Genomic DNA, 19755 nt, shown 5'->3' with positions numbered 1-19755 from the left:
TGCCGAGGAGAACGCCGTGGACGCACCACCTCCGAGGTCGGCCGCCGACCGGGCGTTCGCCCGGCCCCGCCGCCGACCGGTCGCCGCCGTGGTCGCGCTCGCCGCGCTCGCCGCCGTCGCCGCCGGCGTCCTGTTCGACCTGCGTACGCCGGCGGTGGCCCCGGCCGACGCGCCCGCCGCCGGCTTCAGCGCCACCCGGGCGTACGAGCACGTGCGGGTGGTGGCCGCCGAGACCCACCCGGCCGGCAGCCCGGCCAACGACCGGGTCCGCGCCCACCTGGAGACCACCCTGCGCGGCCTCGGCCTGGAAACCTCAGTGCAGGACACTGTCGCCCCGGAGGCCGGGCAGCTCAGCGGGGCGGCCGGCGGCACGACGCTGGCCCGGGTCCGCAACGTGGTGGCCCGGCTGCCCGGCACGGATCCGACCGGACGGGTGTTCCTGGTGGCGCACTACGACTCGGTGCAGTCCGGGCCGGGCGGCAACGACGACGCGGCCGGCACCTCGGCCATCCTGGAGGTGGCCCGCGCGCTGACCAGCGGCCCGCGCCCCCGCAACGACGTCGTGTTCGTGCTGACCGACGCCGAGGAGGCGTGCCTGTGCGGGGCCGCCGCCTTCGCCGCCGGGCATCCGCTGGCCGCCGACGGCGGGGTGGTGCTGAACCTGGAGGCACGCGGCTCGACCGGCCCGGTGATCATGTTCGAGACGTCCCGGCGCAACGCCGCCCTGGTGGACGCGTTCGGCCGGGCCGCCCCGCACCCGGTGGGCACCTCGTTCGCCGTGGAGGTGTACCGGCTGCTGCCGAACGACACCGACTTCACCGCGTTCCTGGCCGAGGGGTTCGTCGGGCTGAACTCCGCGTACCTGGACGGCGGGGCGATCTACCACACCCCGTTGGACACCCCGGAGTCGATGGACCGGCGCAGCCTCCAGCACCACGGGGACAACGCGTTGGCCCTGGCCCGCGAGTTCGGCCGGACCGACCTGGGCGACCTGTACGCGGCGCACGACGCCACGTACTTCCCGGTGCCGGGCGGACTGGTCCGCTACCCGGGCTGGGCGACCTGGCCGCTGGTGCTGGCCGCCCTGCTCGCCGTCGGCGCGCTCGGCTGGGCGGCCCGGCGGCGCGGCCGGACCAGCCTGCCCCGGCTGGCCGCCGGCTTCGCGCTGGCCGTGGTGCCGGTGGTCGTCGCCCCGCTGACCGCGTGGCTGCTCTGGGCGGGGGTGCGCGCGCTCCGCCCCGGGCACGCCGAGCTGCTCGACCCGTACCGGCCGGGCTGGTACCGGCTGGCCGTGCTGGCGCTGGCCGCGGCCGTCCTGTTCGGCTGGTACGCGTCGACCCGCCGCCTGGTCGGCCCGGCCGCGCTGGCCGTCGGCGGCCTCGGCTGGCTGGTCGTGTTCGGGGCGGCCCTGGCGGCGGTCGCGCCCGGCGGGTCGTACCTGACGACCCTGCCGGCCCTGGCCGGCGCGCTGGGCGGCCTGGTCGCGCTGGCCCTGCGGATCGACGGCCCCGGCCCGGTGGTCGCGGTGACCGCCGCGGCGGCCGTCGGCGTGCTGGTGCTGCTGCCCACCGTGGTGCTGCTGTTCCCGGCGCTGGGGATGGGCATGGGGGCGGTGGCCGCGCTCTTCGCGGCGCTGCTCGGCCTGGCCGCGCTGCCCGTGGTGGACCTGCTGCACCCACAGGCCGGTGGGGCGCGCGGCATGGCCGCCGCGCGGGCCCGCCGCCGGGGCGCGCTGCCCGCGCTGGTCGCGACGCTCGCGGCGGCGGTGTGCGCCGGGGTCGGGCTGTCGGTGGACCGGTTCGACGCCGCCCACCCGATCCCCACCCACCTGATGTACGCGCTGGACGCCGGCTCCGGCCAGGCCCGCTGGCTCAGCCACGAGACCGACCCGCAACCCTGGACCGACGGGTACGTCGACGGCGTCGAACAGGTCGGCGACGAGTTCCCCGGGCTCGGCGACACCGAGCTGCGTACCGGCCCCGCGCCCCGGGCCGACCTGCCGGCGGCACAGGTCCGGGTGCTCGCCGACACCCGCACCACCGTCGGCCGTGAGCTGCGGCTGCGGATCGTGCCGCAGCGGCAGGCCCGGCTGCTGACCCTGCACGTCGACACGACCACCGCGATGGTGCAGAACGCGGTGGTGGCCGGGCGGCCGGTGTTCTTCGACCGGATCACCGGCGAGCAGCGGTGGGACTTCGGAATCGTCTTCCACGCCCCGCCGCCGGAGGGCGTCGAGGTGACCCTGACCCTGACCCCGAAGACGGAGAAGGTGGACCTGCGGGTGATGGACGCCAGCGACGGCCTGGCCGCGCTGCCCGGCTTCCGTCCCCGCCCACCGGACGTCGGCGTGGTCGGCTCGCACTCCTCCGAGATGCTGGCGGTGGCCCGCACGCACTCCCTCTGATCCCGGGCCTGATGATCGGAAATGGGGCGGCGAGAGACGGGGCGAGCTGCCATCATGGACGCTCGTCGAGCAGTTGACCCAACGGGGGAGTCAAATGCGTACCAGAATGTCCAGAATGGTGGCCGGAGTGGCCGGAGTGGCCGCGACGGCGCTGGCGGTCACGCTCGCCGGGGCCCCGGGCGCGCAGGCCGCGCCCGCCACGGCCGACGCCGGCACCGCCAGCGTCGCTGACCGGCTCGTCCTGGAGCCCACCGAACGCGGCTACCGGGGCGCCCTGACGGCCGAGGTGACCAACCAGAGCGCCGAGACCGTGTGGGCCAGCTACGTGATCACCGAGCCGGTCCCCGGCTCCTACCGGAACGACAGTTGGGCGGCCGACTGCTACAGCCCCGGCGACTGGCTGGCGGACGGACGGGTCCAGGTCGAGTGCATCGTGCCGGGCAGCATGCTCGCGCCGGGCGAGCGGCGGGAGTTCACCGTGCCCTTCCAGGTGCTCACCACCGTCCAGCCGTACGCCATGAAAGCCGGCAAGGGGACCCTCGCGGTCAAGGTCGGCGGCACGCTGGTCACCCAGGAGAGCTTCCGGACCCGGTTCCGCTCGCCCACCGGCTCGCTCGCCGACCCCCAGCCGTACGTACGGGACACCCGGCCGGACGCCGCGATCAGCGTCACCGGCGACCTGACCGTCGTCCGCCAGCCGGAAGGCTACTTCGAGGGCCGGCTGCCGGTGACGGTGCGCTACGCCGGCGACGCCCCGCACACCAGCCTCGAAGTGCGCCCGGTGGGCATGCCGGCCGGCTTCTGGGACCCGTGGACCGAGTGCAGCCACTTCTGCGTGCCCGGCGGCCCGATGATGGAGGGCGAGGAACGCACCTTCGACCTGGTCTTCGGCGCCGCCTCCGACATCACCCTCGGTGACCTGGGCACGGGCGGCCTGGAGGTCCGCGCCTGGCAGATGAACCCGGCTCCGGAGGCCGACCCGAGCGACAACGTCGCCACCTTCTCCGTCCGCGCCGTCGAGGCGCCCTGAGCCGTCCGCTCAGTTCGCGCTTCGCGCTTCGCGCAGAGCCCCGGGTCAGTCGGCCCGGGGCTCTGCCGAATCCGGACGAGGATTCTCGGCTGGCCGGTGTCGACCGTCCGCTCCGGGGAGCCCTCGAAGCGTCCCACCCGGGGGTGACGGTGTGGTGGGTTGAGCCTGTCGAGCTGCCCCGAATCTGGGACAGCGGGCGGCGGCGCGGATTCGATCTCCGCTGGCGCAGAAGCAGGCCACCCTGACGCCGCTACCCGCTACTTCCAGCGGAAGTGGACGAAGAGGCGGCCGAAGTTCTTCGAGTCCTTCTCGACCCGGTGGTAGAGCTGTTTGACGTCCTTCTGGTCGAGGAAGCGCAGCACCCGCTTCTTGAGCTGGCCGGAGCCCTTACCGGGGATGATCTCGACCAGGGTGGCCTTCTTCGCCACCGCCTCGTCCATGATTCCGCGCAGCGCCCGGTCGATGTCCTGGCCCTTGTTGAAGATGTCGTGCAGGTCCAGCTTGAGTTTCATCGCACGCCCCGGTCGAGTGTCGTGCCGCCCGCCGGTCGGTCGGCCCGCGCGTCACCGCGTCGGGCCGACCGACCGGGCGGATCGGCTCCATGCCGGCCAATGGTAGGCCGGCGACTGTCACCCCGGGGTCAGCGTCCGCCGCCGACCCGGGTCTCGACCCGTCGCAGGGCCGTCCGGTACGCGTCGTTCGTCGCGTACATGGCGGCGGCGATCCGCAGGTGCCGCAGCGCGTCGGCCGGGCGGTTCAGCCGCTCCAGCGTCCGGCCCAGCACGTGGTGCGCGTAGTGGTCGCTCGGGTCCCGGTCGACCAGCTCCCGCAGGTGCGTCTCGGCCCGCCCGAGCTGGGCGGACTGGAAGTACGCCCGGGCCAGGAGCTGCCGTACCGCCGTGTTGCCGGGCTCGGCCTCGACGATCGGCTCCAGCAGCCGGGCCGCCCCGGTCGGGTCACCGGCCTCGAAGAACATGGTCGCCCGCCGGTAGTCCGCCAGAAGATCCATTCGACCCACCTCCTCGTGTCGCACCACCGTCCTGCGCCGACGCTGGCACAACGCTCCCCCGGTCACGACTGTTCCCCGCGACGGTTTCCGCAGTCCGGGCGGCTCCGGACAGGTCCCGGGCGGGTCACTGCGGGACACCAGGGAAGCACGTGGGATGCCGGCGGGGCCCGGTGGGAAGGGCGGCGGGACCCCGGTGGGGCTGCCCCATATCTGGGGCAGCTCGACAGCCTCCGCCCGGCACCACCCCACCGCGTCCACCCGACCCCGCCGACGCCCGTGAGCGACGGCCCGTACGGCGACCGGCGCGGGAGGCCACCCGTGGGCGGCGGCCAGACGACGACCGACCCGGGCGGCGGCCGGACGGGCGGGGCCCGGCCCGGGTCACACCCGGAGCTGCCAGGCGCGGACGCCGCCGACCAGGGCGGCGGTGTTCGGTACGACCACCACGTCGTCACCCATCCGGGCGAGCTGCTCGGGGCGGATCAGCCGGGAGTTGCCCCCGCCGAGGTAGAGCCGGTCCCAACGGAAGACCGGGCGCAGCCCGTCCACCACCTGCCGGACCCGGCGGGACCAGAAGCCGTCGCCGAGCCGCCGGCGTTCCGGCTCGCCGACGTACGTGTCGTAGGTGGTGCCCCAGCGCACCGGGGCGTGCGACAGCTCCAAATGCGGGGCGAGCGTCCCGCCGTCGTAGAGGGCGCTGCCCAGCCCGGTGCCGAGGGTCAGCACCAGCTCGCAGCCGCTGCCGGCGACCACCCCGGCGCCGTGCACCTCGGCGTCGTTGAGCACCAGCGTCGGCACGCCGAACGCGTCGGCCAGGGCGGTACGCGCGTCGTAGCCGGACCACTGGGCCAGCAGCTCCGGGTCGACCCTGGTGCGGGGCCCGGCCCGGGTCACGTAGTGCGGGGTGGCCACCACCACCCCGTGCCGGATCATGCCGGGCAGGCCGACGGTCAGCCGGTCGGCGGGCGGGAGCTGACCGGCCAGCTCCAGCAGCGTCTTGACGAACAGGGCCGGAGGCAGCGGGTACGGCGTGGGCACCCGCAACGGCCGGGCGCGCATCGTGCCCGCCTCGTCTAGCACCGTCCCCTTGATCCCGCCGCCACCGCAGTCGATCGCCAAAGTGGTCGTCACCCCCGTCAGTCTGCCTAATCCGCTCGGCCGACGGGCGGTCGGTTGGATAGCATTCGCCTCCTGATGAGCGCCACGATGATCGTCAAGGGTCTCTCCGCCGGGCACGGCGACCGGCTCCTCTTCGCCGGGCTCGACCTGGTGGTCGCCCCCGGGGACGTGATCGGCCTGGTCGGGGTGAACGGGGCCGGCAAGTCGACGCTGCTGCGTACCCTCGCCGGGTTGCTGCCGGTGGAGGCCGGCGGCGTCACGCTGAGCCCGCCCACCGCGAACGTCGGGCACCTGCCGCAGGAGGCGGAGCGCCGCCCCGGCGAGACGGTCCGCGACTTCCTGGCCCGCCGGACCGGGGTCACGGCGGCGCAGGCCGCGCTGGACGCCGCCACCGGGGCGCTCACCGCGGGCGCGCCCGGGGCCGACGACGCGTACGCCGACGCGTTGGAGCGCTGGCTCGCCCTCGGCGGCGCCGACCTGCCGGAACGTGCCGAGCAGGTGGCCGCCGAGCTGGGTCTGACCGTCGACCTGGACCATCCGATGGTCGCGCTTTCCGGCGGCCAGGCCGCCCGCGCCGGGCTGGCGTCGCTGCTGCTCAGCCGGTACGACGTGTTCCTGCTCGACGAGCCGACGAACGACCTCGACCTGGCCGGGCTGGCGAAGCTGGAGGAGTTCGTCACCGGGCTGCGCGCCGGCACGGTGCTGGTCAGCCACGACCGCGAGTTCCTGACCCGGACGGTGACCCGGGTGCTGGAGCTGGACCTGCACCAGCAGCAGGTGCGGCACTACGGCGGCGGGTACGCGGCGTACCTGGAGGAACGCGAGGTGGCGCGCCGCCAGGCGCGGGCCGAGTTCGAGGAGTACGCCGAGACGAAAGCCGGGTTGGAGGAGCGGGCCCGTACCCAGCGCGCCTGGATGGAGAAGGGCGTCCGTAACGCCCGCCGCAAGGCCAGCGACCCGGACAAGCACGTCAAGCACTTCCGGGGGCAGACCTCGGAGAAGCAGGCGGCGAAGGCCCGGCAGACCGAACGGCTGATCGAGCGGCTGGACGTCGTCGAGGAGCCCCGCAAAGAGTGGGAGCTGCGGATGGAGATCGCCGCCGCGCCCCGCGCCGGCGCCGTCGTGGCCGCGCTCCGCGACGCCGTGGTACGCCGGGGAGAGTTCACCCTCGGCCCGGTACGCCTCCAGGTCGACTGGGCCGACCGGGTGGCGGTGACCGGGGCGAACGGGTCCGGCAAGTCCACCCTGCTGGCGGCGCTGCTCGGGCGGCTGCCGCTGGACGCCGGGCACGCCACGCTCGGCCCCGGGGTGGTGGTCGGCGAGGTCGACCAGGCCCGCGGGCTGTTCCTCGGCGACCAGCCGCTGATCGACGCGTTCCGGCTGGCCGTACCCGAGCTGTCACCGGCGGACGCGCGGACCCTGCTGGCCAAGTTCGGCCTGCGCGCCGACCACGTGCTGCGGACGGCGGCGACCCTCTCCCCCGGCGAACGCACCCGGGCCGCGTTGGCCCTGCTCCAGGGGCGCGGGGTGAACCTGCTGGTGCTGGACGAGCCGACCAACCACCTGGACCTGCCGGCGATCGAGCAGTTGGAGACGGCGCTGGCGGGTTACCCGGGCACGTTGCTGCTGGTCACCCACGACCGCCGGATGCTCGACGCGGTCCACACCAACCGCCGCCTGCACGTCACCGCCGGCCAGGTCACCGAGGACTGAGCCCGACCGAGCCGGGTCGACACGGCCGGCAGGCATCGGGCATACCGGGCGCGGATGCGGGTAACGGGCGGCGGGAGGTGGCTCGGATGGTCGCGTTGGCGCAGGCCCCGCCCTCGGCCGAACGGCTGCGGGCGATCGACGTGTTTCTCACCGACGCGTGGGCGGACCAGGCCCGGCACGACGACCGGCTGCGGGGCCTCTCGGTGGAGGTGGCCTTCGACCGGGGCGTGGCCCACCTGACCGGGGCGGTGGCCGCACCGGCCGAGTTGCGCCTGCTCCGGGACCGGGTGGGGCGGCTGGCCGGGGTGTTCGGGGTCTGGGGCCGGGTCGCGGTGGCCGGGCGGGCGCCGGTCGTGGTGGATCTGGGCTGCGGCGGCACCAAGCAGTACCCGGGCAACCTCGGGCTGGACATCTATCCCGCGCCCGGGGTGGACGCGGTGGCGGACCTGTCCGGGGCGCTGCCGCTGGCCGACGACTCGGTGGACGTGCTGTTCGCGGTGCACATCCTGGAGCACCTGATCGACTTCCTGCCGCTGCTGGACGAGTGCCACCGGGTGCTCCGGCCGGGCGGCGTCCTGCACGTGATGAGCCCGTGGTGGCGGCACGTCAACGCGGTCGCCGACCCCACCCACGTCCGGCTCCTCGACGTCCAGACGATCAAGGGGGTGTGCGGGCAGCGCCCCCCGGGAACGCCGCGCTGGTACCCGTTGCACGTGGGTTGCGACGGGGCCTCGATCTTCGCCGACCTGACCCCACTCACCCGAGACGCCCCCGGCCCAGACAAAACCCACCTGGCCCGCTTCTTCGACTGACTCCCCCAGACCCCGGGGCGCCCTCGCCGCCCCGGATCCCCCATGATCCACTTCGTTTCCTTGATATGAGGGCATCAGAGCTGGCCGATGCCCCCATATCAAGGATCAGGAGCGGGAGTTGATCAGTTCGGCCGATACCCGGGGGGCCGCGGCCACTGTTCCGCCTCAGGGTCCACCGCTGAGGGCGGGACGGGTGAGGACGGGACGGGTGAGGGCGGGACGGATGAGGGCGGGACGGATGAGGACGGGGTGGATGACGGCGGGACGGGTGAGGGCGGGACGGGTGAGGGCGGGACGGGTGAGGGCGGGGACGAGGCGCGGGGTTGCCAGAGGCGGTCGCCGCTGATCAGGCTGCGGAAGTCGAACTGGCACTTCGAGCAGGTCCGCAGGGCGGTCTCGGCCCGCCGGTCGCCGCACCGCTGGCAGTACGTCACCACTGTCTCGTCGGCGTCCATGCCCTGGCAGCGCGGGCAGGCGAAGCTCGGCCCCCTGCCGTTGAGCTGCACCAGCCGGCCGGCCAGCACGTACGGGGTGACCACGGCGCTGAGGCTGCTGGCCAGGTCTCGGGTACGCCGGGTGCGCTCCTGCAACCGTTCCAGATCCGGGTTGGTGACCTTCTCCAGCCGGCAGGTGGTGCAGGTGCGCAGGGTTCGCGCCGGCAGCAGGCCCCGGAGTCGGGCCTGCTGGTGCAGGAAGGTCACCACCGGCACGTCCGCCGGCTCGACGGCGAACCGGGCGTCCGGGGTCGGGCCGGCGCCGCCGGTGCCGCCGGTGCCGTTGGTGCCGCCGGTGCCGTTGGTGCCGCCGGTGCCGCCGGTGCCGCCGGTGCCGCCGGTGCCGCCGGTGCCGCTGGTGGGCGCGGTGAGGTGCTCCTCGATCCGGAAGACCAGCGACTGCACCTGGGCCACCAGTCTGGGCGGCATGTCACCGGGGCGGCTCGCGACCAGCGCGCCGACCATCAGCATGCCGTCCGCCACCTCGGCCGGCACCTCGGCGACCGCCTGCGGCGTCTCGAAGGTGACGGTACGGGCGCCGGCCCGGCTGACCACCGCCCGGCGCTGGGCCCCGGTGTCCCCGTCGAGGAGGCGGGAGGCGTGCCGGGAGAGCACGGTTCCGGCCCGGTTGGCCAGGCTGGCCGCGTTCTGCATGATCGCCACGTCGCCTGGTCCGGTCTGCCGCCACCAGCCGGGGAACGTGGCGGCGGCGCTCGGGTCGAGGCGGCCGAGGGTGCCGTCGACCGCGCCGAGGACGGTCTCGAAGAGCTCGACGTAGACCGAGGTCAGGCCCCAGTTGCGGCCGACCTTGCCGGCCCAGCGGTCGGCCAGCAGGACGCTTATCCGGGTGCCGGGGCCGTCGGTGTCCAGCCCGACCCGCAGGGCGACCGGCACCCGGGCGGCAGAGAGCGTGACCCCGCCCAGTTTGGAGCCCCGGACCGCCTCCAGGAGGCTGAGCTGTTCGGTCCGCAGCTCGAAGTGGAGATCCCGGATGGCGCGGAGCAGGTGCTGGCGGACCACGCTGGGCGGCGCGGCGATCCGGCGTTGCGCGCCCGCGCTCAGCCGTCCCGCCTCGGCGGCGAGGACGGCCGGGTCCGGCTGGCCCCCGGCGTCCGGGGTGTCGGCCCAGCTCATTCCGCGAGGTCGAAGCTCGTGCCGGCGTCGAAGCCGGTGCCCGCGTCGTAGGACGAGGCGGCGTCGTAGGACAACCCCGCGTCGTACGTCGAGCCCGCGTCGTACGAGGAGGACATGGTGTCGTACGGGGCGACCTCGGCGGCGGCGGCGTCGACGTGGGCGCCGGCCTGGGCGGAGTAGTCGACCGAGACGTCGTAGTTGCTCTCGGCGATGTCGGCGTGGGTGGCGGCGTGCGCGTAGGCGCTCTCGGCGACCTCGAGGTTGCCGGCGGCGAGGTTGTCGTTGGCGTAGTCGACCCAGTCCTGCGCCGAGTCGGCCCACTGGTCACCGCTGTCCGCGTGCCAGGAGGACCAGTCCTGGTCGGCCGCCGCGCCGGTCAGCTCGGTCTCCACCGCGTCGACCACCGGCTCGGGCAGCACCGGCTCGGGCAGCACAGCCTCCGGCAGGACCGGGTCCGACAGAACGGCCTCGGGCAGGATCGGGTCGGGCAGGATCGGGTCCGGCGCGGCGGCGTACGTGTCGAAGGCGCCCACGTCCGTCGTGGCGGTGTCGGTGGACAGGTAGTCGCCCCAGCTCGAATCGGTGCTCATCTCGCCCCCAGGTGTGCGGTGGTCCGCGTGTCGCGGCCATCATCGTGATCCGCCGGCACCGCGCCCATCCCCCGATCGGTGTTCCCGTACGGACATCAGGACTGTCGCATCTGGACGCAACATCCGCCCGGGCGGGTGGACGTCAGCGGCCGAGGGCGCTCTCCCGGAGTCCGAGGCGGTACGGGGTGGTGGGGGCGCGACCAGGCGTTCGTCTACCCGATGCCGGCGGCGGCGAGGGCGGCGCGGTAGCCGGCGAGCCGCAGCCGCGCGCTGCCCCCTCCGGGTCGCGTGGTGAGCCGATCGCGGCGATCCGGCGGCGGCCGAGGCCGATCAGGTGGGTGGTGATCTCATGGGCCGCGGTCCGGCGCGCCCCTTGCGAAGATTGCGGGCGGAGAGGTTGGGCAGGTGGTTCAGCTCGGCGATGGCCTGCTCGACTCGCCCCCGGGGTGGTCGGTCGGACATGCTGGTAGCCGTTGACGACGTTGGACACCGTCTTGACCGAGACACCGGCCTTCTCGGCCACGTCCGGGACACCCGGGTGGCCCGGCCACACGACAGAGAGGTGGGCACCCTTGCGAACCGCTCAGCTGACGATCGACCCCGCCTTCGCGATCGGCCCGGCCGACCGTCGGCTCTTCGGCTCGTTCGTGGAGCACCTGGGGCGCTGCGTGTACGGCGGCGTCTTCGAGCCCGGCCACCCCACCGCCGACGACCACGGCTTCCGCGCCGACGTGCTGGACATGACCCGCGAGCTGGGCGTCTCCGTCGTCCGGTACCCGGGCGGCAACTTCGTCTCCGGCTACCGCTGGGAGGACGGCGTCGGCCCGGTCGCCGACCGGCCCCGCCGACTCGACCTGGCCTGGAAGACGATCGAGACGAACGCCTTCGGCCTGCACGAGTTCATGACCTGGGCCGAGCAGGCCCGGGTCGAGCCGATGATGGCGGTCAACCTCGGCACCCGGGGCGTGCAGGAAGCCTGCGACCTGCTGGAGTACGCCAACCACCCGGGCGGGACGGCGCTGTCCGACCTGCGCCGCAAGCACGGCGCGGAGCGGCCGTACGGGGTGCGGCTCTGGTGTCTCGGCAACGAGCTGGACGGCCCCTGGCAGGTCGGCCACAAGACCGCCGACGAGTACGGCCGACTGGCCGCCGAGACCGCGCGGGCGATGAAGCTGATCGACCCCTCGGTCAGCCTGGTGGCCTGCGGCAGCTCCGGTCGGGGCATGCCCACCTTCGCCTCCTGGGAGGCGACCGTGCTGGAGCACACCTACGAGCACGTCGACTACGTCTCCGCGCACACCTACTACGACCCGTCCGACGGCGACCGGGCCAGCATGCTGGCTTCGGCGGTCGACATGGACCACTTCATCAACGAGGTGGTGGCCACCGCCGACCACGTCGCGGCGAAGCTCCGCCAGCGCCGCAAGCTGAAGATCTCCTTCGACGAGTGGAACGTCTGGTACCAGTCCCGCCTCCAGGCGGACCTGGACCAGCGGGGCTGGGTCGAGGCCCCGGCGCTGATCGAGGACACCTACACCGCGGTCGACGCGGTGGTGGTCGGCGACCTGCTGCTCACCCTGCTCCGGCACGCCGACCGGGTCGGGGTGGCCTGCCAGGCGCAGCTCGCCAACGTGATCGCCCCGATCCGGACCCGCACCGGCGGCCCGGCCTGGCGGCAGAGCATCTTCCACCCGTTCGCGCTCACCGCCCGGTACGCCCGGGGCTCGGTGCTGCGCACCGAGCCGGTCGGCCCGACGTACGAGACGAAGCGGCACGGCGAGGTGCCGGTGCTGGACAGCGTCGCCGTGCACGACGAGGAGCGGGGCGAGCTGACCGTCTTCGCCGTCAACCGGGACAGCACGGACCTGGAGCTGCGGCTCGACCTGCGCGGTCTGCCGGGGCTCTCCGCCGGATCCCACCTGACCCTGGCCGCCGGGGACGACCCGTCGGCGACCAACACCGAGGCCGAGCCCGACCGGGTGACGCCCCGGACCATCACCCCTCCCACCGTCGACGGCGGCCGGTGCACCGTACGGCTGCCCGCCATTTCCTGGAACGTGCTGCGCTTCACCACCCGCCCCTGACCCCTGGCGCACGGCCCGCCGGTGGGCGCTCGGAAGGGTTCCTCTCCGGTCGGGGAGAGGAACCCTTCCGGGGGCCGCCTCAGCGCTGGGCGAGCCGGTTGCGACGGTGGCCGTAGCCGAAGTAGATGAGCGCGCCGAGCAGCATCCACGCCAGGAAACGCAGCCAGGTCTCCACCGACAGGTTGAGCATCAGGTAGAGGCAGGCCAGCGCGGAGACGACCGGCAGCACCGGCGAGAACGGCACCCGGAACGGTCGCTCCAGCTCGGGGCGGGTCCGACGCAGGATCGGCACCGCCAGCGAGACCAGCACGAACGCGCAGAGCGCGCCGATGCTGACCAGGTCGGCCAGGGCGGTCAGCGGCAGGAAGCCGGCGAGCAGCGCCACCACCACGGTCATCACCGCGCTGATCCGGTACGGGGTGCCCCAGCGCGGGTGCACCTTCGCCACCGCCGGCGGGATCAGCCCGTCCCGGGCGATCGCGAAGCCGACCCGGCCCATGGCCACCAGGTCGACCAGGATCACGCTGGTCAGGCCGGCGACCGCGGCGATGGAGACGAGGATCGCCGCCCACCCCGCGCCGACCGACTCGAACGCCGAGGCGATCGGGGCGCCCCGGTCGATCTCGGTGTACGGGACCATGCCGACCAGCACCAGCGAGACGCCGATGTAGAGCACGCTGGCGATCACCAGCGTGCCGAGCAGGCCGAGCGGCAGGTCCCGGCGCGGGTTCTTCGTCTCCTCGCCGAGGTTCGCCACCGCCTCGAAGCCGGTGTACGCGAAGAAGACCACCGCGGCGGCGGTGAGCACCCCGGCGAAACCGAACACCGAAGGCTCCATCCCGAAGATCAACTGGGTGACCGGTTGCCGGATGCCGCCCTCGCCGCTGCCGGCCTCCTCCGACGGCGGGACGAACGGGGTGAGGTTGGCGGCCTTCACGAAGAACGCCCCGGCGATCACCACGAAGACGCAGATGGCGACCTTGACCAGGACGAGCACGTTGGTCAGCCGGGCCGACTCGCGCACCCCGACGATGGCCACCACGCCGAGCAGCAGCACGATGCCGATCGCCCCGAGGTTGACCACGCCGCCCTCCTCGCCGAACCAGGCGGCGGGCAGGTCGAACAGCTCGGCGAGGTAGCCGGACCAGCCGCGGGCGACCACCGCCGCGCCGAGGGCGAACTCCAGCAGCAGGTCCCAGCCGATGATCCAGGCGACGATCTCGCCCATGGTGGCGTACGCGTAGGTGTAGGCGCTGCCGGCGGCCGGGACGCTGGAGGCCAGCTCGGCGTAGCAGAGCGCGGCGAGCAGCGCGACCAGGCCGGCGATGGCGAAGGAGAGCACCACCCCGGGGCCGGCGTGTTCCCGGGCCTCCAGTCCGGTGAGGGTGAAGATGCCGGTGCCGATGACGATGCCGATACCGAACCCGGTGAGGTCACGGGCGCCGAGGCGGCGCTTCAGACCGGGACCGCCGTCCGTCCCGTCCGCCTCGCTCTGGGCTATCACGTCCTTGATCGGTTTGGTACGCAGCACGGACACCGCGTTCACCCCTCCCACCGTGCCGACCACCACCGTGGCGGCCGGTGACCGCTGCTGCTACCCAGCGGGTCGGACCGCCAATCCACACTCCGGGTATCGGCCCGGTAACAGCGCGCCAGGGAAGGGCGGGGCGGGGGCGACGGTCGGCGGCGGGGTCTTGCGCCGGGGCGGCCGGGTGTGAAAATTTCCTTCTGGCGGCGTATCGCTGGCGACGAATCTTGCCGACGGCCGCCGTACGCCCCTGCCAGCCGAGCCCCACGAAGGGACGCACCTCATGAAGGCACCTCGGCTCAGAGCCGCCGGGCTGGCCGTCGCGCTGCTCGGCGCGCTCGTCGCCGCGACGCCCGCGACCGCCGCCGCCGACCCGACCGCCGCCGCCGACCCCACCACCTGCGCCACCGACCCGGCCACCCCCAAACGGCAGTTCCGGGCCATGTGGATCTCGTCGGTGGTGAACATCGACTGGCCGACCAAGGCGTCCCAGACCGCCCCGGACCGGATCGCCGCCCAGCAGGCCGAGTACCGCGGCTGGCTGGACCTGGCCGAGCGGCTGAACCACAACGCGGTGGTCGTCCAGGTCCGGCCGACCGCCGACGCGTTCTGGCCGTCGCCGTACGAGCCTTGGTCGGAGTACCTGACCGGGACGCGCGGGCAGGACCCGGGCTGGAACCCGCTGGCCTTCCTGGTCGCCGAGTCGCACAAGCGGAACCTGGAATTCCACGCCTGGTTCAACCCGTACCGGGTGTCGATGCCGGCCCCGGGCGGCGCGGGCGCGGACCTCACCCAGTTGGCCCCGGGCCACCCGGCCCGCCAGCACCCCGGGTGGACCTTCGCGTACCCGCCGGCCGGCGTCGCCGGCAGCCGGCTCTACTACGACCCGGGCGTGCCCGAGGTCCGCGCGTTCGTCCAGACCGCGATGCTCGACGCGGTCAAGCGGTACAACATCGACGGCGTGCACTTCGACGACTACTTCTACCCGTACCCGAGCGGGACCCACCAGGTGCCCGACGACGCCACCTTCGCGCAGCACAACCGGGGCTTCACCGACAAGGCGGACTGGCGGCGGGACAACATCGACCTGCTGGTCAGGGAGATGGGCGAGAAGATCAAGGCGGTCAAGCCGTGGGTGAAGTTCGGGGTCAGCCCGTTCGGCATCTGGCGCAACAAGTCCGTCGACCCGCTCGGCTCGGACACCACCGGCAGCCAGTCGTACGACATCATCTCCGCCGACACCAGGAAATGGGTCAAGGAGGAGTGGATCGACTACGTGGTGCCGCAGCTCTACTGGTACATCGGCCAGTACCCGGCCGCCGACTACGCCCGGCTGGCGCCGTGGTGGGCCGAGACGGTACGCGGCACCCGGGTGCAGCTCTACATCGGCCAGGCCGACTACAAGAGCGGTGACCCGGCGTACGGGGCGGACTGGATGGACCCGAACGAGCTCTCCGACCACCTGACGCTGAACCGGTCGTACCCGGAGGTGCTCGGCAACGTGCACTTCTCGGCCGTCCAGGTACGGGCGAACCGGCTCGGCGCGACCGACGTCTACGCCGCCGCGCACTACTCGAAGCCGGCGCTGGTGCCGGCGATGCCGCACCTGCCGGCCAAGCCGCTGCTGTTCCCGGTGCTCACCCAGGTCACCCGGACCGCCGACGGGGCGCGGCTGAGCTGGCGGCAGCCGGCCGACGGCGTGGGCCCGTTCGGCGCCGCCACCGCGTACGCGATCTACCGGCTCGACGGCGCCGGACGCCCGGACGGCTGCGCGCTGGCCGACGCGAGGCACCTGGTCGGCACGGTCCGGGCCACCCCGGGCGGGGCTCAGTCCTGGGTGGACACCACCGCGGAGCCGGGGCGCGCCTACACCTACGTGGTGACCGCCCTGGACCGGCTGCACAACGAGAGCCCGGCCGGGCCGCCGCGCGTGCTGCGCTGACCTGCGTCGACACGGAACGCCCCGGAACGGCGCCCGCCGTTCCGGGGCATTCGTCTGTTTGGACGCATACATCGAAACTTGACCACACCTCCACCTGCGATTCATCAAGATCGATGAAAACTGTTCCTCACCGGTACCCGCCGGTAACCAGCCGCTCCCGCCCCCCGGAGGAACCCCCCGATGCGTCGCCTCACCACCCTGCTCGCCGCCAGCACGTTCGCGCTGCTCACCCTCCTCGGGGTGGCCTCACCCGCCGCCGCGGTCACCCGCGACCAGAAACTCTCCGTGCTGTCCTCCTGGACGCAGACCAGCGCCAGCAGCTACAACTCCTGGAACTCGGCCCGCCTGAACAAGAGCGCCTGGTCGGCCTACGGCTTCGACTGGTCCACCGACTACTGCTCGTCCAGCCCCGACAACCCGCTCGGGTTCACGTTCAACCTGTCCTGCCACCGGCACGACTTCGGGTACCGCAACCACAAGGCGATGGGCATCTTCACCAGCGCCAACAAGGACCGGGTGGACAGCGCCTTCTACGCCGACCTGAAGCGGGTCTGCGCCACGTACAACAGCGTCGTCAACCCGGCCTGCTACAGCCTGGCCTGGACGTACTACCAGGCGGTGAAGGTGTTCGGCACGGTCGCCGCGGTCAGCCAGGCCGACCTGGACCGGGCCGCGAAGCTGAAGTCCGACGCCGAGCGGCGGGCCGGCCTGCGCTGACGCCGCCGCCCCGGCCGCGACGGCTCAGCCCGCGACGGCTCAGCCCGACGTGAAGCGTGAGGAGGCGGGGGACAGATCCGGGTGCTCCACCGCCATGGCCAACGCCGCCGCCTCCTCCAACCCCAGCTCCGCGCCGGCACCGTACGCCGCGTCGAAGGCCGCGTCGCCCAACGCCCCGCGCACCTCCGCCTGCCAGCGCAGCCAGTACGCGCCGAACAACCCCGGGGTGGCCCGCATCCGCGCCCGGGTCACCTGGGCCGCGCCGAACAGCCGGGCGGCGGTCGACGGGTCACCGCCGGTCGCGCACCGGACGGCCAGCGCGTGCACCGTGTCGCAGGCCCGCCCGTGGTAGCCGTGCCGCATCCGGGACCGCAACGCCACCTGGAGATGCTCGTGCGCCGCGACCAGGTCCCCCCGGGCCAGCGCCACCATGCCCAGCAGCATGTCCACCGAACGCTGGCCGCGCTCCACCGGCCGGGTCGCCTCCACCGACCGGGCCCGGCCGAGCAGGTCCGCCGCCTCGTCCAACGCCCGCCGCCGCCACAGCAGCTCGGCGAGGCTGTAGACGGCCAGCAGCGCCTCCCCGGCCACGTTCCGCTCCCGGGCCCAGTCGATCACCTCCCGGCAGACCCGCTCCGCCTCGGCGAACTGCCCCATGTCGACAAGCGGCGCGGCCCGGCCGGCGAGCACCCGGGCCAGCAGCCCGGCGTCCCCGGCCTGCCGGGCCGCCGCCTCGGCCCGCTGCGCGAACCGCAACTCCTCGGCGAACTCGCCGTCCGCGCCGGCGTGCAGCGAGTGCATGTGGTAGACCGCCGCCAGCTCCGCCTCCGGGATCCGCTCCCCGGTCTCGGCCAGCCGCCCGTAGAGCCGGAACAGCCAGAGCCGCCCCTCCCGGGCCAGCCCCCGCTCCCGCCACCACAGGTCCAGCCCGCCGGCCAGCCGCAGCCCGGCCCGTGCGCTGCCCCCGGTCGCGCACCAGCGCAGCGCCGCCCGCAACTCACCGGCCAGCGGGTCGATCGAGTACAACGACCGGGTCACCGGCTGCCCGTCCGGGCCCAGGCACGCCCGCTCCAGCACGTGCCGGCACCAGGCCACGTGCCGGTCCCGGGCGGCCTGCTCCTCGCCGGCCGCGGCCAGCCGGCGGGCCGCGTACGCGCGGATCGGGTCGAGCATCCGGTACGTGCTGCCCGAGGCGCTCGGCTCGGCCAGGATCATCGACTTGTCCACCAGCACCGACAGCGACCCGAACGGGTCCTCGCCGAGCAGCCACTCCACCGCCGGCAGGTCCACCGGGCCGGCGAAGACCGCCAGCAGCCGCAGCAGCCGGGCCGAGCGGGGGCCCAGCGTCCGGTACGACCAGGTGACCGTGGCCTGCATGGTGGCGTGCCGCTCCACCGTCGACCGGGTCACCGCGCCCGCCAGCCCCGGGTCGGCGCGCAACTCGACGGTCTCCTCCTGCCCGCCCGACCAGCCGCGCACCGGCGGCGGCTCGTCCCGCCCCGCGTCCAACGCGCCGAGCACGTCGGCCAGGCGTTCGGCGAGCTGCCCGGCCGAGAGCACCCGCAGCCGGGCGGCGGCCAGCTCGATGGCGAGCGGCAGCCCGTCCAGCCGGTGCACCACCCGGCACAGGTCGGCGGACTCGGCCGGGCCGGGACGCCGGCCACCCCGGGCGGCCGTCGTCCGGTCCAGCAGCAGGGCCACCGCGTCGCTCTCCCCGCCGCCCGGCGACGGGTCGACCGACAGCGGCGGGATCCGCCACACCACCTCACCGGGCATCCCGAACGACTCCCGGCTGGTGGCCAGCACCCGCACCGCGCGCGCCCCGGTGAGCAGACGCGCGATCACCTCGCCGGTGGCGGCCGGCTGGGCGTCGCAGGTGTCCAGCACGACCAGCATGCGGCGGGTCGCCGCGTACTCGACCAGGGTGTCCAGGATCGGCCGGCCCGGCTCCGGACGGAGACCGAACACGGCGGCCACCGCGAACGGCACCAGCCCCGGGTCGGTGACCGTGGCGATGTCGACGAACCACACCCCGTCCGGGTACGCCGCCACCAGACCGGCGCACAGCTCCACGGCCAGCCGGGTCTTGCCCGACCCGCCCGCGCCGATCACGGTGACCAGCCGGTGCTCCGCCATCAGCTCCCGCAGCTCCACCCGCTCGGCGTGCCGCCCGACGAACGAGGTGACCTGGGTGGGCAGGTTGTGCGGGGCCACGTCGGCCGTGCGGGGCCGGGGGAACTCCCGCTCCAGGCCCGGCGCGAGCACCTGGTAGAGCCGCTCCCGGTCGTCGAACCCGCGCAACCGGTGCAGCCCGAGGTCGAGCAGGGACGCCCCGGCCGGCAGCGGCTCGGCGTGCCGGACCGTCGCCGCCGAGCAGAGCACCTGACCGCCGTGCGCCGCCGCGGCGATCCGGGCGGCCCGGTGCACCTCCGGGCTGGCGTACTCGCCGTCGCGCGGCTCCGCGTACCCGGTGTGCAGGCCCATCCGGACCCGGGGGGTCGCCTCCGGGGTGGGCCACTCGTGCCCGGCCAGCGCCCGCTGCGCGGCCAGACAGGCGGTAACCGCGGCGGCGGCGTCGGGGAACGCGATGAAGAACGAGTCACCCTCGGTGAGCAACTCCGCGCCGTCGGCCGCGGTCAGGGTGTGCCGCAGCAGCCGACGGTGCTCGTGCAGCACGGCACGGTAGCCGGCGCCGAGCATCCGGGCCAGTCGCGTGGAGCCCTCGATGTCGGTGAACAAGAAGGTCACCCACCCGCTCGGGAGGCGGATCCGTGGCGACATGCGTGGAACCTCCGCCCCTGACGTCGCCGGCCATGCTTCCCTATGTCGGAGCCGTCACGCATCGTGAGAACGGTCGGACCGGATCGACCGCAAGGTACCGCAACAGCCCGACAAGGGCGCGCGGTCAGCAGCCGCAACCACCGCCGCAGCAACCACCTCCGGCGGGCGCGCCACCGCCGCCGGCCGGGCCGGAGCCGCCCCGGCCGGTCAGCGCGACAGTGGACAGCAGTTTGACCGTGTCGTGGTGGCCCTGAGGGCAGGAAGCCGGCTCGGCGGCCCGCGCCATCGGCCGGTCGACCTCGAAGGTGGCGCCGCAGGCGCGGCAGCGGAACTCGTACCGGGGCATGCCACCAGGGTACGACCGGACCTGACGACCGCGCGGACATGGGTAATACTCG

At 74.1% G+C, this 19755-nt stretch carries 16 protein-coding genes; 7 read left to right on the top strand and 9 right to left on the bottom strand.

Annotated features, from left to right (window positions below; genetic code table 11):
• The first annotated feature begins 16 nt into the window (after positions 1-16).
• Entirely contained in the window at positions 17-2404 is a 2388-nt protein-coding gene (locus tag O7606_RS23260; protein ID WP_281596143.1) for a M28 family peptidase, read from the top strand.
• 115 nt (positions 2405-2519) lie between these two features.
• Positions 2520-3434 (top strand): hypothetical protein, encoded by a 915-nt coding sequence (locus O7606_RS23255; RefSeq protein ID WP_281596142.1) that lies wholly within the window; start codon positions 2520-2522, stop codon positions 3432-3434.
• Between the two features lie 257 nt (positions 3435-3691).
• Here O7606_RS23255 and O7606_RS23250 read toward each other — a convergent pair whose 3' ends face one another.
• The 3 genes from O7606_RS23250 to O7606_RS23240 all read right to left on the bottom strand — a co-directional run bounded on the left by O7606_RS23250 (position 3692) and on the right by O7606_RS23240 (position 5574).
• Complete coding sequence (locus O7606_RS23250) at positions 3692-3946, bottom strand: Smr/MutS family protein (protein ID WP_088987488.1); 255 nt, start codon at positions 3944-3946, stop codon at positions 3692-3694.
• 128 nt (positions 3947-4074) lie between these two features.
• Complete coding sequence (locus O7606_RS23245; protein WP_281596141.1) at positions 4075-4443, bottom strand: tetratricopeptide repeat protein; 369 nt, start codon at positions 4441-4443, stop codon at positions 4075-4077.
• 381 nt (positions 4444-4824) lie between these two features.
• Entirely contained in the window at positions 4825-5574 is a 750-nt protein-coding gene (locus O7606_RS23240; RefSeq protein WP_281596140.1) for an ROK family protein, read from the bottom strand.
• Between the two features lie 63 nt (positions 5575-5637).
• Here O7606_RS23240 and O7606_RS23235 point away from each other — a divergent pair, with 63 nt between their 5' ends.
• Positions 5638-7275: an ABC-F family ATP-binding cassette domain-containing protein gene (locus O7606_RS23235; protein ID WP_281596139.1), complete on the top strand. Its 1638-nt coding sequence runs from the start codon at positions 5638-5640 to the stop codon at positions 7273-7275.
• 86 nt (positions 7276-7361) lie between these two features.
• Positions 7362-8087: a methyltransferase domain-containing protein gene (locus tag O7606_RS23230; RefSeq protein WP_281596138.1), complete on the top strand. Its 726-nt coding sequence runs from the start codon at positions 7362-7364 to the stop codon at positions 8085-8087.
• 122 nt (positions 8088-8209) lie between these two features.
• Here O7606_RS23230 and O7606_RS23225 read toward each other — a convergent pair whose 3' ends face one another.
• The 3 genes from O7606_RS23225 to O7606_RS23215 all read right to left on the bottom strand — a co-directional run bounded on the left by O7606_RS23225 (position 8210) and on the right by O7606_RS23215 (position 10795).
• Complete coding sequence (locus O7606_RS23225; RefSeq protein ID WP_281596137.1) at positions 8210-9715, bottom strand: hypothetical protein; 1506 nt, start codon at positions 9713-9715, stop codon at positions 8210-8212.
• The gene (locus O7606_RS23220) at positions 9712-10305 is read right to left on the bottom strand and encodes a hypothetical protein (RefSeq protein ID WP_281596136.1); all 594 of its coding nucleotides are present in this window, start codon (positions 10303-10305) and stop codon (positions 9712-9714) included. The genes O7606_RS23225 and O7606_RS23220 overlap by 4 nt, the downstream gene beginning before the upstream one ends.
• 142 nt (positions 10306-10447) lie before the next feature.
• Positions 10448-10795 carry a hypothetical protein gene (locus O7606_RS23215; protein WP_281599828.1) on the bottom strand — a complete coding sequence of 116 codons (348 nt, stop codon included), beginning with the start codon at positions 10793-10795 and terminating at the stop codon, positions 10448-10450.
• 82 nt (positions 10796-10877) lie between these two features.
• On the opposite strand from O7606_RS23215, the gene O7606_RS23210 reads away from it, so the two are divergent.
• Positions 10878-12389: an alpha-N-arabinofuranosidase gene (locus O7606_RS23210; RefSeq protein ID WP_281596135.1), complete on the top strand. Its 1512-nt coding sequence runs from the start codon at positions 10878-10880 to the stop codon at positions 12387-12389.
• 79 nt (positions 12390-12468) lie between these two features.
• On the opposite strand, the gene O7606_RS23205 is transcribed toward O7606_RS23210, so the two are convergent.
• Complete coding sequence (locus O7606_RS23205; protein ID WP_281596134.1) at positions 12469-13935, bottom strand: amino acid permease; 1467 nt, start codon at positions 13933-13935, stop codon at positions 12469-12471.
• Between the two features lie 265 nt (positions 13936-14200).
• Here O7606_RS23205 and O7606_RS23200 point away from each other — a divergent pair, with 265 nt between their 5' ends.
• Both O7606_RS23200 and O7606_RS23195 read left to right on the top strand, forming a co-directional pair.
• Positions 14201-15859, top strand: a complete 1659-nt coding sequence (locus O7606_RS23200; RefSeq protein WP_281596133.1) for a family 10 glycosylhydrolase — start codon at positions 14201-14203, stop codon at positions 15857-15859.
• 180 nt (positions 15860-16039) lie between these two features.
• Positions 16040-16576, top strand: a complete 537-nt coding sequence (locus tag O7606_RS23195; protein WP_281596132.1) for a phospholipase — start codon at positions 16040-16042, stop codon at positions 16574-16576.
• Between the two features lie 39 nt (positions 16577-16615).
• Here the strand turns inward: O7606_RS23195 and O7606_RS23190 are convergent, their stop codons facing one another.
• Together O7606_RS23190 and O7606_RS23185 are read right to left on the bottom strand one after the other, a co-directional pair.
• Positions 16616-19357: an adenylate/guanylate cyclase domain-containing protein gene (locus O7606_RS23190; protein WP_281596131.1), complete on the bottom strand. Its 2742-nt coding sequence runs from the start codon at positions 19355-19357 to the stop codon at positions 16616-16618.
• Between the two features lie 124 nt (positions 19358-19481).
• Positions 19482-19703 carry a zinc ribbon domain-containing protein gene (locus tag O7606_RS23185; RefSeq protein WP_281596130.1) on the bottom strand — a complete coding sequence of 74 codons (222 nt, stop codon included), beginning with the start codon at positions 19701-19703 and terminating at the stop codon, positions 19482-19484.
• Between the last annotated feature and the right edge of the window lie 52 nt (positions 19704-19755).

It is taken from the genome of Micromonospora sp. WMMD882 (assembly GCF_027497255.1).
Taxonomy (GTDB): Bacteria; Actinomycetota; Actinomycetes; order Mycobacteriales; family Micromonosporaceae; genus Micromonospora.
Note: the sequence above shows the minus strand (reverse complement) of the source record. Positions and strands in the feature narration are given on the sequence as shown.